At 55.5% G+C, this 15,979-nt stretch carries 1 protein-coding gene; it reads right to left on the bottom strand.

Annotation, left to right across the window (positions count from 1 at the left end):
• On the bottom strand, positions 1–15,638 hold a 15,638-nt coding region (locus FHS27_RS17475), incomplete at its 3' end, for a VCBS domain-containing protein (RefSeq protein WP_184306160.1).
• Between the last annotated feature and the right edge of the window lie 341 nt (positions 15,639–15,979).

Here is a 15,979-nt window from a genome sequence, read left to right as displayed (position 1 = left end):
TCGGTGAGCGTCACGGCGGCGCTGCCGCCGCCGATCGTCACATCGGGAGCGTCGTTGGTCCCGTTGATGGTGATGACGACATTTTGCGTGTCGGTCGTGCCCGCGATGTCAGTGACGGTGATGGTGTAGGTCAGCGTCAGTGATTCACCAACGGCTAGATAGTTGAACGTCTCACTGGCAGAATTGAAATTCCAATTGAGCTTGTCGGATTGTTCGGTGGAATCCAAGACATTGGTGGTCGAGGTCAGCATGGCTAGCAATGCGGCATTGTCGGAGGCTAATCCGGTTGTGGTACCGCTGGCCACGACACTGCTAACCGTGGATGTCACCGAGTCGGTCAAATCCAAGTCGGTGACAGTCAGTGTGCCGGTGGTCGTGAGTGTCGTATTGGTTTCCGAGATCGATTCTGCTGCACTGTCACCAGCTTCGACCGATATAATGGGCTCATCGTTGCTGCCTTGGATCGTGACGGTGATTTGTGTTGTCGAGGTGCCGCCGGCTGCGTCGATGGTGGTGTAGGTAAACACATCGTCGAGCGTTTCGCTGCTGTTTCGAAGGGCTTCGACGGCTGCGTTGTTATTGTCAGTGGTGTAGGTGTAGTTGCCATTGGCGTCGATATGGATGCTGCCGTATGTGCCCGTAACGTCCGATCCCACGTTTCCTGTGGCGGAACCGGCGACTCCCGCAACGACACCGGCGACATTTTTGGTGTCCAGTGAATCAACATCGGTGTCATTGGTCAGCACATTACCGGTTGGGTTTGTGCCCGCAGCCCCGTTGCCGACGCCGCCAGCCTCGATGGCGATCGCGGTGTCGAATATGGCGACAGGATTGTCATTAGCACCCCGAATGGTAATGGTGATTTGCGATGTCGATGAAAGCCCCGCAGCGTCCTCGGTAGTGTACGAGAACACTTCACTCAGTGTGTCGCTGGACGTTCGTAACGCCTCGACGTCCGTATTGGTTTCGTCGATCACGTAGCTGTAGTTGCCGGCGGAATCGATGTTCATTGTTCCATACGTCCCCACGACGCCGGACCCGACACCGCCGGTAGTTGAACTTTGTACGCCAGTGGCCAAGCCGGTAACGGAGTGGGTGTCTCCGGTGTCAACGGGATTGTCATTGGTTAGAACATTGCCGGTCGCATTGTTGCCTGCGGTAGCGTTCGAGACGCCGCCGGATTCGTCTGCGATGCCTGCGTCGACAATCGCGACCGGTGCGTCATTGGCGCCTTCGATCGTGACGGTGACTTGAGTCGTCGATTCCAGACCATTGGTGTCTTGGACGGTGTAGGTGAACACGTCGGTAAGTGTGTCGCTGGAATTAAGCAACGCTTGAACACTCGTGTTGCTGTTGTCAACGGTGTAGGTTGCCGTTCCGTCGGAAGCGATTTGGATGTTGCCGTACTGGCCTGCGACACTCGCGCCAACGCTTCCTGATGCCGATCCAACGTTACCCGCGGCGACGCCGGAGACCGCCTTGGTATCGCCTGCGTCCACGTCCGTGTCGTTGGCCAACACATTCATCGTTGGATTGGTGCCCGCGGTGTCGTTGGCAGTGCCACCGGCTTCGGTAGCCGTCATGTTGTCGGCGGTCGCTGCGATCGCATCATTGGTGCCGCGGACGGTGACGGTGATTTGAGTCGTTGAACTCAGTCCATTGGTGTCCTCGAATGTATAAGTGAACGTGTCGGTAACGAATTGACCGCTGGTTCGTAGAGCCTGCACGGTCGAGTTGTCGTTGTCCACGGCGTAGGCGTAGCTGCCGTCGCCAGCGATGGTGATACTGCCGTAGATTCCAACCACCGGTGAATTTACATTGCCCGCTGCCGAACCCGTCGTCCCTGCCGCAACTCCGACAACGGTTTTGGTATCCCCTGAATCAACGTCTGTATCGTTGGTCAGGACATTGCCTGTCGGATCCGTTCCAGGTGTTGCATTGGTGACGCCTCCAGCTTCATAAGCGGTCGCCGCATCAACGACCGCAGTGGGCGTGTCGTTGCCGCCCTGAATCGTGATCACGATCTGTGTCGTGCTGGCGGTTCCTGCCGTATCTGTGACGGTGTAGGAATAGGTTTCGGTCAACGTGTCCGAAGTCGTTCTCAGTGCCTGAACGGCAGAGAGCGATTCGTCGATTGTGTAGGTATAGCTGCCGTCGTTGTTGATGACGATGTGGCCGTAGTTACCGGCGACGGATGCACCGACGCTGCCCGATGTGGAGGTTTGCGTTCCGAGTTGGACGCCAACAACTGATTTCGTGTCGCCGGAGTCCACATCGATGTCGTTGGTGATGAGATTTCCAGTCGCGTTGCTGCCCGCGGTCCCGTTATTCAATCCGCCGGACTCGACAGCGGTGCCAATGTCGGCGACGGCGATTATGACGTCATTGTTTCCGTCGACCGTGATTGTGAGTTGCGTGGTTGATGAGTTACTGTCGTTGTCCTCCATCGAGTAGGTGAAGACGTCAGTGACATGTTCACCGGAAGTGCGCAGTGCTTCGACGGCGAGGTTGTCGTTGTCCAGGGTGTAGGTGAAGTCGCCGTTAGCGTCGATCACCACGCTCCCGTAGGTGCCGACCACTTCCGTGCCAACGTCGCCTGTTGCCAGTGCGGTGATGCCGGCGTCGACACCCACAACTACTTTGCCATTGTTTGCTGCGTCGTTAGCAAGGACGTTACCGGACGGATCGCTTCCCGGGCTCGCGTTGTTGAGCCCACCGGCTTCGACAGCCGTGGCCATGTCGGATTCTGCGACTGGCAAGTCCGTGCGGCCGTCGATTGTGATCGCGATTTGGGTGGTGGATTGCAGGCCGGCGGTGTCCTGCATCGTGTAAGAGAATGTTTCGCTGAGTGATTCTCCTACCAGCAGGGCGTCGACCGCTGCATTGTCGTTGTCTAGCGTGTAGGTGTAAGAACCGTCGGAGTTAATGACGATCTCACCATACGTTCCCATCACCGTTACGCCGACGCTGCCACTGGTTGTCGCTTGGATCCCGGTGTCAACGCCCACCACTGTTTTGGTATCGCCCCCGTCCAAGTCGGTGTCATTCGTCAATACATTTCCGGACGGATCTGTTCCGGAAACGTTGTTGTTCATGCCCGATGCTTCGATCGCGGTGGCTGCATTCGCAACAGCTACAGGAGCGTCGTTCTGGCCCGTAATCGTCACGGTGACTTCGGCGGTTGCGTCCGCACCGGCAGTGTCGATGATGGTGTAGGTGAAAACTTCGCTTAGCGTATCACCGACTGTCCGCAGCGATTGTACGGCTGCGTTGTTTTCATCGACGACGAACGTCGCGTTTCCCGTTGCATCGATCGTGAGGGTGCCGTAGGCGCCGGCCACGCCTGTGCCAACGTTCCCTGACGCTACTGACTGGGAACCTGAAACAACGCCAATGACTGTTTTGGTATCCGCGGCATCTTTGTCGGTGTCATTCGACAGTACGTTGCCAGTTCCATCGGACCCAGCAGTGGCATTTGACACACCGCCAGATTCCACTGCTGTTAGGTTATCGTCAATGGCGTTTGGGTCATCGTTTTGTCCTTCGATGGTGACTGTAATTTGCGTTGACGAGGTGGCACCGTCGGTGTCCGTGATGGTGTAAGTGAACACGTCATCGAGCGTGTCAGAGGATGTCCGCAGCGCTTCTACGGCCGCGTTGCTATTGTCGACAATGTAGCTATAGGAGCCGTCGGCGTTGATTGTGATGGATCCATAGGTCCCCGCTACTGATGCACCCAGGGCGCCTGTGGCTGCGCCGACGACACTGCCCGTAACCGTTTTCGTGTCACCAGCGTCGACGTCGGTGTCGTTCGTCAAAACGTTGCCTGTCGGATTTGTGCCGGCATCGGCGTTGTTCAGTCCACCGCCTTCGACGGCGGTAGCGTTGTCAGTCAAGGCGACCGGGGCATCGTTCTGACCATGAATCGTAACTACGATTTGGGTCGACGAGGTTGCTCCGCCGCTGTCGGTGACCGTGTAAGTGAATGTGTCAGTGATCGTATCTGCGCTTGTTCGAAGCGACTGCACGATCGCGTTGTTTTCATCGACGACGTAGGTGTAGTTGCCGTTTGCAGCAATCGTGATGGAGCCATAGATGCCCGTTACGGAGGCTGCAACATTGGTGTCGGCGGAGGCAACGGTGCCCGTCGCAACGCCTGTGACATTCAAAATGTCGCCCGGATCAATTTCGTTGTCATTACTCAATACATTGCCGGTCGCATCGCTTCCGGCGGTCGCGTTGGCAATGCCGCCCGCCTCGGTAGCCGAGCCCGTGTCAGCGACTGCGATGACGGCGTCGTTGATCGATGTGACGAGTATCGAAGCGGTTGCTGTCTGATCTGAAAACTCGTTTGTGCCTCCCGTCTTTCCGGTCGGGTCTGCCAGACTTGGGGATCCGAAGGAACTGCCGGATGAGACTGTTTGGTCCCAGCCTAAGAAGCCAAATGTGGCTGTTTCTCCATCAATGCCGTCGGGTGAGTAGCGAACTTCGCTAGTCGATGTTAAGAGCAACGCGTTGTTGGTTGAAACAGTTCCGAAGTCGGTCCAGTTAGTGCCGTCGGTTGAGTATTGCCAAGTTCCGTTTCCGGTCGTTGACGTTACTGCTAAACCAGAAAGTGGAGATGAATCGACGTCGCTGCTCCCGGCGCTCGCCAAAATCGATGCAACACTGCTAGCGACCGAGTCGGTGTCTTCATTGGTTTCGCCGAGGTTAATGGTAGCGGAATCGGTCAATGTCGGAGCATCGTTGACATCGGTGACTGTGATTCGAGCCACGGCGACTTCGCTACTGAATGCGGTTGTTCCACCGGTGCTTAACGAGTTGACCTTCGTTCCGGCCGTCGATCCGTCAGTTTGGTCCCACGCGACGAAGGTCAGGTTGCTTTGTTCGCCATTCGTTTCGTCGGGGATGAAACGCACAAGGTCGGTGTCTCGCAGAACCAGTGAACTCGACGTGCTGAGAGTTCCCATGTCGGACCAATCGGTTCCGCCGTTGAGAGAGTATTCCCAGTACCCGCTGCTAGAACTGATCGCTCGGATGGCGATGCCTTCCACTGCACTCGTATCTACGTCGGTGATTCCGGTTCCGGCGTTGCTGGAGAGGATGGATGCAACGGTTTGGCCGCCGTTGGTTGTTTCGTCTTCATTGATTGCCGACAGCGTATAAAGGAACGAATCATCTAGTACGGGGGCGTCGTTCACGCTATTGATGGTGATGTCAGCGCTTTCCGTGGCGGATGAGAACGCAGTGATTCCACCGTTGGTGCTCGCGTCTTGCAAGGATCCGTTGGGTCCAAGAGTGCGGTCCCAAGCACGGAACGTAATCGCGTCGGTAACCGTGCCTGTATAGTTTGCGTTGGCCTCGAAATAGACTCGTGTGGAACTGTTGGCGTTCAAGACGCGAGCGGACGAGTCGCTGACGCTGCCCAATGCGTTCCAAGTCGATCCGCTATCGATCGTGTACCACCACGTGCCGTTGGTCGTGTCGGCAGCGGTTACTGCGATGCCGATTTGTGACCCCGTGTCTACGTCGGTCACATTCCCGCCCAATGAGACGATATCGGTAATGACTGTGCCGACTGCGCCGACAGGAGCACCGGAGTCTTCAGCTTCGGCGGTCAGTGTGACGTCGCCGGTATTGTCTAAGACCGGCGCATCGTTGCGGTCACCGACGACAATGGTCGCCGATTCTGTATTGCTACTGAAAGCGGAGTCGCCGCCAGTGGCGGTGATATTATGAAAGGAGCCTGCCGTTCCGGAAGTTTCGTCCCAGCCGCGGAAATTGATGCTGGCGGTCGTTCCCAGTTCACCATTGGGGTTGAATCGAACGAGGTCCGTGGATTGCAGCAACAAGGCGTTTGCGTCGCTGACGCTGCCTATGCCGGTCCAGTTGGAGCCGCCATTGGTGGAGTATTCCCAGACTCCATTTCCAGGATTCGATGCAACGATTGCGATCCCCTCGGGGTCGTTGTCAGCATCGGTCAAGATGTCTTGACCTGAGGATGCTAAGATTGACGCGACGGATTGTCCGCTGTTGTCAACGTCGTCTTCGGTAATCGCGTCAAACGCCGTGGAATAGTTGTCGTCCAGCACCGGGGCGTCGTTAACGCCGACGATGGTGATCGTAACAGAGGTGGTGTCGGTGTTGCCGTTTCCATCGCTGACGGTATAGGAGAATGTTTCCGTGGCGGTTTCGCCGTCGGTTAAGTATTGGTAGTTGGGTCCGGGGATGTAGCTGAAACTCCCGTCCGCTTCCAGTTGGATCGTCGCACCTGATGGCAGTGTGATGTTGTTGCCGATATCCGCGTTGTTGCCATTGATTTCGGTGATCGTCAACGGGTCATCATCTGTGTCGACATCGTTAACGAGCAAACCGTTGGCGACCAGCACACTGAGCGTGCTGTCCTCATTGACAATGTATGAGAATCGAGTTGGTTCTTGGTCACTGACGCCACCGCCGAGTGTGCCGTGGTTCCCATCGCCGGATGCGTCGACGACGGTCGTACCCGAACCATTGAATTGGTAGTAGCCGACCAGTCCCGTTTCGGATCCTGTTGGAGGTGTATCGATGCCGTCACGGATTTCGGCTTGTGAACGGACGACATTCCACACTCGAACGTCGTCGATTCCGCCTTGGAAGTACTGTCCGGTCGGATTGTTTCCGCGACCGCCGATGTGAAGCTCATTCAACGTCGGGTGGGAATCTCCGATGGTTCCGCTTCCCTCGTAGACCTCGACAAGCTCGCCGTTGACGTAGGTGGACACCGTTCCGTTGTTGTAGGATACGGCGACGTGAGCCCATTCACCGTCGGTCAAGGTGTAATTCGTGTCGTGCCATGCCCAACCAGGGTCCGAGTTGGCAAACGCCCATTTGATGGAACCGTCTGCGTCCACCGACATTTCGTATTCACCTTCCTTATTGAGGATCATGCGATCGGTGTTCGCCGACGCATCGGGACGGACCCAAGCTTCCATCGTCATCGTGTTCGACATCGTCAATTCAGGTGACGACGTAATGGCAACGTAGTCATCGGTTCCATCGAACTCTAAATGTCCGTCATCTTGGTTTGCGTAAACCGGTCCGTTTATCGCTACTTGAGCCGCAAACTCCGATGTTTCTTTGGTTGAGTCGTTTGTCGCCGTAGCGGTGACGAATTCGCTGGCATCGAAGCTTCCCGACCGAACATAGTTGAACGCGGCATTGCCACTGCCGTCGGTCGTGACACTGATCGAACCGACGAAAGTCTGTCCTTGTCCATATCCATTGGCGTATGAAGCCGACGTAAAGAATTCGATTGTGAAGGTTTCATTGGCGACGCTGTTGAAATTGCCCAAAAGCGTAATCTGCGAACCGTTGCTGATGGCTTGCGTGATGACGGGGAAGTTCTGCAGCGAGTTGCCGCCGGTGTCGGCATCTCCTGCGTCGTTAGCGGTGTAGTAAGGCGCCGTCCCAAGGCTGGCGTTTTCGCCTGTGCCCTGTAAGTCAATGCCAGCGATTCCACTGGCGGTGGCGCCTTGGCGAGAGAGGACGTTTCCGTTTCCGTAGATCGAGTTTTCGGTGATCTCAATGCCAAAGGCGCCATCGTTGACGAGGATACCTGCACCGTAGTTTTCGGCGATGATGTTGTGCGTCAACGTGATGTTGTTGGTTCCATTTCGCAGCGCGATGGCATCGTACTGCACGTGTGAGCCGGTGACGGGACCGACTCCGTTGCCAACGATCGTGTTGTCACTGATTGTGATGCCGCTGCTGGATCCCGATAGGATGATCGCTTGCGTGGAACTGCCGGTGAAGTAGTTACCATCAATGGATCCGCCGATCGAACCGTTCATGGCAATCGCGTCACCGTTGCTGTAGTTGTAGCCGCTGTCGATGAATTGGTTGCCGGTGATTGACCATCCGTCGGACCCGTTGCTGGCGTAGAGTCCGGTCGATTTGGAGTACGCGAGAATGTTATTTGATAGCGTGCCGTTGTCCGCACCAACCGACTGAACGTGGATCTGGTTGTTCAAAGCAGCCCCCGGATCGGTGATGCCGGTAGGGGGCACGCCCAATTCATTCGAGTCGATGAATGTGTTCTGGACTGCGTCGTTGATATAGATGGCAGCCCCTGAAGAGAAGCCGTACATTGAAAAGCCTTGCACGGTCACGTTGTCTCCACCGATAACGATTCCCGAAAAGCCCGATGCGCCGACGATTGCGATCTCAGGTCGTTCGACATCGCTGATTGCTTGAGCGTTCGTGCCCGCTTCGTTAACGACTCCGAGTGTGCCGGGATTGACGTTGCCGCCGAAGGTTGTCTGTGATGTACCGTCGAGGATGACAGATTCGGTGATCGTGGGCAGAGCAGCCGTTAGCGAAATTTGCCAGTAGGCGTCGGTTCCTGCGGTCCCGGAGTAGCCCGCGTCGCTGTTGAGAATTTCAAAGTTGATCGTGTCTTGACCAAGGGTGTTGTTGGCAGCAATGATCGCCTCACGGAGCGAGATCTCACCGTCGGTTCCCCCGCCAACGGCATATAGTTCTTCAATTGTGTAGGTGGCACCCAAGCCGGTGTCATCAACATCCGAGGTGGTGGTGACGTTTAATGCAGTGCTTTGCACGTCCAACACGGTGACAGTGATCGTCTGGCTATCGGTGTGGACTCCGTCGCTGACCTGGACCGTGACTTCGTACACGTTGTCCGAATCGCTGTCGTCCGGGGTTTCGTAGTCGGGTGGGCTGACAAACGTCAAATTACCTGACGAATCGATCGTGAAGTCCGCTTGGTCGGTACCGCCGATGATCGAATACGTCATCGTGTCGCCCGGCATGTCAGCATCGCTGACGGTGACCTGAGTGACGAAGGACACCGTTTCATTCACATTGAGGCTGGCGGTTGCTCCACCACCATCACTAGTGATAGCGACCGCGTTGTCGTTGATCGGGTTTAGCGTGATGCTGAACGAACCCGTCGATGCCGCGCCAGCCCCGTCATCGACGCTGAACGAAAAACTGTCCGAAAAGTTCTCGCTGTCGTCGTGGTTGTACGTGACTCGGCCCGCGTTGATGTCGGCTTGCGTGAATGTTGTTGCGGATATTCCATCAACCATCAATTGGCCGTGACTGGGGCTTCCTGTCACCGAGTAAGTCAATTCGCTGGTGGTGTTGTCGATATCCGTGGTTTCTAGCATGGCGGAAGTGATTGTGTTGCCCGACGAGCCTTCGTCGAACGTCGCACCGTCATTGGTGGAGACCGTTTGTTCATCGTTGATATCCGAAACATTAATCGTGACGGTGTCATCGGTGGTGCTGTAGGCCGTTGTACCGCCTCGCGAAGAAACATCGGCGCCGGAGCCGGCGGTTCCATCGGTTTGATCCCACGCGTAGTAATCCAGCGTCATAGTTCCGCCCGAGACTCCATCGGGAGTGAACCGAAACAGGTCCGTCGCGCGGAGCAACGTGGCATTCGTTTCAGAGAGAGAGCTGAACGTTTGCCATGAACTGCCGCCGTTGATGCTGAATTCCAGCGTTCCCGTGCTGCCGGTTTGGCCGTAGACTGCGATCCCTTCAACCGCTCCTGTGTCAGCATCGCTAACACTTGAGCCGAGTAGTGCGGATACGTTTGCGCTGAATGCAGCGGCGTCTTCGGTTGTGTTGTACGTCGGGGCATATGGCGACATCACTGGCGCATCATTGGCATCATCGACCGCGATCGACATGGATTCGTTATAGGAATTTCCCGTTGCATCTGTCGTTTGCACAACAACGCTGTGCGAGTTTGCTGCTTCATAGTTGAGCAGCGTTCCGTTCGCGACGGTTATTTCGCCGGTGCTCTCGTTGATCGCAAAGCGACCGCCCGCGTCATCGGTCAGGCTGAACGTGAAGTTGGAGAGGACTTCGCCAGCATTCCACTGGATGATGTAGGCGTTGGTTCCGCCCCCGTTGAGATCGTTCCATTCGCCGGTAGCTTTTCTAATTTCTGCGAAGTCTTCTCCAAACGAATCGTTAGGCTCGATGGTCGACCAGTTGGTGTAGTGTCCCGTTTGAGCGGTACCCCCAGCGTCGCCAATCCAAAAGGTTTCGTTTGCGTTTGTGCCGTCGTACCACTTCCACGTTCCCTCGGTGTCTTGGTCAGACGCACCGAGCCATGCGTCGTCGCTAAGCCCTTGCGATAGGGTGACAATCAGATCGTTCTCGTACTGTGATTCGATCGTCACCAGTTCACCTTGGATACCGTTGAGGCCCGCGTTGAGGGCTGCGGTTTGTGCGGCCGACCAAGTAATCGATGAGTTCACCGCCCGGTAGAATTTTCCGGTCCCGGCGTCGTAAGACAGAGAAGCGTCGTTGTCCAAAATCGCCGTCACTGCGGCGGGGATTTCGATGACTTGAATATCAGCAATGTAGGGACCGTAGGTGCTCGACGCGCCTTCGAGCGAGTGGAACTGGAGCAACGAGGTATTGCCGTCCGCTGTGAAGGTAAAGCTGCGCTGCTCAAAGGCACCGGTTTCACCCCACGACCAATTGCTCGTTTGAGTCGCTTCAAAATTGGCGCTCGTCCCGCTCGCACTCACTCGTAGGTTTTTCACCGCTTCGCCACCGCTAAAGTCTCCTGATAAGGAGAAGACGACTTGGTACTGTTGCCCCGCGACGGTGGTCAGCGTTTGTTCAATCGTTCCTGGTGCAGAGCCGTCTAAGTTGACAACACGTCCACCAAGCGGAGACTGCCAATCGCTGATGGAGAACAGATCAACAGTAGCTCGAGAGACCGTCCAATCGCCGAACGTACCTGAGACACCGTATTGACTGGTCGACGGGGACGCTTCCGTGAACAATCCATCGCTGACGATGTCATTGCTTACATCCGGATCGCTCGGCATGGCATAGCCAACGGTTGTGCCATCGGCACTGTTTTCGGCAATGTGCAGGTCTTCGACTGGCGTGCTGGCGATGAAGCCAGGGCCGGTCGCGTGACCGACGCTTAGGTTGTTGCCGCTGACGATGTCGACTACTTCGCCGAATCCATTGAACCCATCCATCTGCCAATTTGCGATCAGGCCAGATGGTATGCTTCCGCCGCTGATTTTGTTTTGGTAGTTAAGGGATATCTCCGTTTGGCTGCGGACTTCGTTCCAAATTCGAACATCGTAGATCGTGCCAGAGAAAATTTGACTTGAATCAAAATCGTCAAGTAGATCGTCCTGTTCCTGCCCGAATACAAGCTCGCTCGTTCCTGCCGTACCTCGCAAAGTCTGTCCCGTGGCAAGACCAGAACCGGAATCCGTTAGGTCACCATCAACATATAATGCCCAATTTCCATTGGTGTTATCCCATGAGAACGCAAGGTGATGAGTTTCACCATCCATTAGACTATTGTAGTCAATGCTCGAGGCAATAACGGCACTACCGTTGATCAGCATGCTGGCTGTACCGTCGCCGTTGAGTTCGATCAAAAAGTCGTTGTGCTGAGTCGAGGTGGATGCGTAGGAAACCAGAATTGTGTCGGTGTTGGTTTCAGCTTGAAAGGTTGTTTCATAAGTGAGTTGACTTAGACCTGCTAATACTGCTCCCCCATCATCGGCGACCAAATAGGCGTCGTTGCCGCCGTCGGCATTCAGCTCGATGCCGCTCGACAGATCGGTTGGCGCATTGTTGGACTCGACCAAGTCATTTAATGAAATGGTGAAAACTTCATCGTAGGTATTCGAATCGACGTCCGACACGCGAACGGTCAACGAGTGAGTCGCGTTGGTCTCGTAGTCCAGCAGCGATCCGTCGGCAACCGTTATTGTTCCCGTGCTGGCATTGATCGCGAACGCACCTGGGACGGTTTGCGATTGAATTGAATAGGTCAGCGCATTGTCGTTGTCCAAAACGGCGTCGGCATCCCATTCCACCACCGATCGAAATGTCGATCCGCTACCTTCGTCATCCCAGGTGCCGGTCGTGTATAGTTTTCCAAAATCTTGACTGCCGCCAGAATCGTTAGGTTCTCCCGCCTGCCAATTTGTATAGACGCCGTCTACTGCAGTACCGGACGCCGTACCACGCCAAATGACACGTCCAGCGGATGTGCCGGTGTACTCTCGGAATTCTCCCTCGACAACTTGGTCTGAGTAGCCAAGCCAGATGTGTCCACCTGCGGTGATTGCGTACGAAGTAGCTAACTCATTTTCAGCGGCCGAATCGATTGTCAACAGTTGGCCAGAGACGCCGCCCAACGTCATGGCAATGGCAGAGGACTGCGCGTTTACCCAAGTATCGGTCGTGCTGATAAGCTTGTGAAATTTGCCCGTTTCAGCCGAGTATCGTAGATCTGCATCCGCGGCCAGGAGCGATGAAATTTTGGCCGTCCTCTCTAGATCAGAGCCGTCGATAAATCCAATCACTGTTCCCTGCGCAGCGTTTTCATTGACGCTGAGAGTTAGCGTGGGATTGCTGTTCGTGAAACCGCCACCTGCAACATGTTTCACCGTTAAATTGTTTCCCGACACAGATTCGGTTGCGATCCCGTTGCTCGACAAGTCATCGAATCGCCAGTTTGCGATCAAGTTGGCTTCATCGTGTGGGAGTTCGCTTCGATAGCTTTGTGCGATTTCCGATTCAGTCCGAACGTCGTCAAATACTCTCGCGTCAAAGAGTTTGCCGGAGAACAATTGTCCGCTGCTGTAACCGCCATCGAGGGAATCTTGTTCATGGCCGAATACTAATGTGCCTCCACTGTCGATCGTATTTCCAGTGGCAAATCCGGTTCCACTGTCAACCAGCAATCCGTCGACAAAAATTTTCCAGTCTCCGCCCGACGAATCCCATGTCAACGCCAGTGAATGTTGAGTTCCGTCGGTGATCGTGCGATAGTCAATCGCGGAGGATGTGAGATGGTCTCCTATGAACACATGCAAGTTGCCGTTGTCCTGGAAGCTGACCATGAATTCATTGGAATCTGCTCCGGTCGCGTAAGAGATCAGAGGTGTCAATGATGTCGTTTGCGTTGCCGAAAATTGAACTTCGTAGGTGATTTTTGTAAGGTTGGTTGGGATGCCCAGTCCATCCTCCGCGATCAAATACGCGTCGTTTCCGCCGTCTTCGTTGATGCTCAAACCGCCATCATTCGTTTCTGTGATGGTGAGATCGGTGGGAGTTTCGGATCGGTAGGCATAGAGAGCCGTCATGTCCGAGTCGTTGAGGGCGGAGGTGTACACTCTCGCGTCATCGATCAGGCCGGTGAATTCACCGCCAACAGAACCCGTGTCGTAAGCACCCAGTTTGACGGATGAGGCACCAGCTAGGTCGTCCAAAAAGGTTGTCGTCGTTGCGTCGCCTTGTGAATAGGTCACGTCACCGCCGGTCAGATGCACCCCATCGATATAGAGTTTAGTGCCACTTCCATTGGTGGTGACTGCCACGTGATGCCAAGTGTCGTCGTTAATCGTTGCCGTCGAGGTCGCACGCATGAGGGCTGTGCCGCCCGAGCTGACCGCCCAAATGAGATTGCCGTTTTCAACCCATAGCGATGCGAAGTTGCTGGTCGCACCGTCGCTCATGTCGAAGATGGTTGAGAATCCCGATGTGGAAAGTTTGACCCAGGCAGCAACGGTTCCGGAACTCAAGCCCGAAAAACTCCCGATGTTTGCCGATAGGTCGACGTAGTCACCCGTTCCATCGAGCGTCAGTTTTCCGTCACCGACTTGGTTCGTTCCACTGGTGGTGTCAACCGACGCGTCACCTTGAAGGACTCCGTCCAAGCCGTTGCCGCTACTGTCAGTGGCTCCCGAACCAGAATTGAATTGATAGTGCGCAAGCAACTCTGGTGGTGCTTCCTGTTCGTAAGCACCAATGTCAGGCGAGCCGTCACGTGTGACGCCGCGTTGATCTTCCACCGTTGACGAACTGGTCGCTGCGTTGTAGGCAATGCTGCTGTTGTCGATCACATGGACAGATTGCCCCGATGTGGCATCGATGCTTAACGCAGCCAAGGATGGATCGCTGCCCACGATGTCGGTTCCCACGGTGCCGCTGAAACCACTGTTGTGTTCAATGATGTTGTAGCCGCCGCTGACAATCGTGCCGTTGATGTCACTGCCACCCAAATTGGACGTGTTGTCCGCAAAGATGGAAGCTTCGGTGTTGACCGTTGCTGCGGTAACGTAGACACCACCCCCATAACCGTTGGTATTTAGCACCGTGTTATCAGCGATCGTTGAATGCACGATGTTTACCGTGCTGCCTGCGTTTTCGGCGTAGAGACCACCGCCATAGTATTCCGTGGTGTTGCCGCTGATCGTCGAGTTGGTAATCGTGGTGGTTCCGTTGTAAACGTGAATCGCACCACCGCTCGCACCACTGGTATTCCCGATCAATGAGGTGCGATCAAGTGTCGTCGTTCCTCGAGAATAGATCGCACCGCCCCCGACGTTTCCGACGGTGTTGTTGGTGAAGGCTACATCGGTCGCCGAGAAATTGCCTTCGTTGTAGACGGCTGCCCCTTCCTCGGTGCCGGATGACGCGCCTGTCAACGTCATGTCACTGATTGTTAAGACACCGGCGTTGGTGATGTAGAAGATTCGATCGCCGAGCGAGGATGCATCGAGGATAGTCGTGTCAAGGCGATCACCGGTGATCGTGATTTGGCTCGTAACGTCTAGGTCGCCCGTCACGGATGCGTTCTCGAACTGGCCCGTGATGTCCAAGACGTAGGTTCCGGCCCCCAGGACAATCGTGTCAGCGCCGGCCGTGTTGTTGGCCGCCCTAATCGCCTCGCGAAGCGAGATCCCCGTTCCGCCCGGGGATCCTTCGAGCGCGGTGATGTTTGAAGTGTTACCATCGTTCTCGTCATCGGTGGTGGTGACCGTGATCGTTGCCAGGGTATCAAACCACGACGCCTGAGCCGCGAATCCGAACGCAACCTCTGTCGTCACGTCGCCCACGGAGTATTCGAGAATCCAGTCACCACCCAAGTCTGCATGTCCGGTCGCGTCGTCACTGGCCGCGACGTCGCAGTTGCAAACCAGCGCCAGCATCTCGATCAAGTCTTGACCCTCGGTGGTGCTCGCTAAATCACAACCGTAGATCAGCAAGTCAGCGTCGTTGTCCAGGGCATGGCCCCACGACGCGATGTCACCGGCGTGCTCCAGTGATGTTTCCTGGTCGAGTTTCACGTTGCCCAGTTGCACACCTTCGCCGTCACCGTGCGAGAGCAAATGAATGGCGTCAACACTCGAGAGTGAACTGAGCGTTGATGTGATCTGCTCGATCCCGTTGGAATCACTCTCCAAATGCACGAGTACCCACTGCGTGCCGTTCTCGCCGTTGTCACGCAGTCCCGCGATCAGTGATTCACTATCTTCCACGCCCGCATCAATGAAAATGACTTCGATCGGACGTGCCGGGTCTAACGAATCGATGCCCGTCGCGGGATCGATGATGTCCGAAATTTCGACGTCGGACGGTCCGTCGTCGGTATCGTTGGGCAACGCTTCGCCAGCGGCGGCCAGCACCGCGGCTTCGATCGCGTCAAGGTCGGTCTGCAACGCATCGACGTCCGACTGCAAATCGGCCATGGCGTCGCCATCGGGGATCATTTCGAGCGTTGGATCGAGCCCTTCACCGGAAAGGAGCACGCGATCTTCGAGTCGAAAGAAATGGAAGTTTCGTTTGGTCATGAATGTTACCTCATTGACCTAAACGGCATATCTTTGCGTGCTCATGAGAAAACAGGCGAGAGGCGTTAAATGCGGAAACTATTCAGGTCAGGCAGCCCGTTCGGATAATTCCGAAAACAACCAGCTCCTTTGAGTTCAGCCCGTCATTTCGGAATCATCGTTGCAACCCGACCCTAGGTGTGGCCCGAATAAGAGACAGTCGTGCACTAGTTTTGCGCTTATGTGAAGGTTTCGTGTACGACTGCCCGCAGCGGCATTGCTGCAGTTCTTAGATCTCTTCGCGTCTCATGACGCCTAATCACCTTTTCGACCGGATAGGGATGCTTCGCCCAAGGCACGCT

It is taken from the genome of Aporhodopirellula rubra, assembly GCF_014192335.1.
In the GTDB taxonomy this organism is placed as follows: Bacteria; Planctomycetota; Planctomycetia; order Pirellulales; family Pirellulaceae; genus Rhodopirellula; species Rhodopirellula rubra.
Note: the sequence above shows the minus strand (reverse complement) of the source record. Positions and strands in the feature narration are given on the sequence as shown.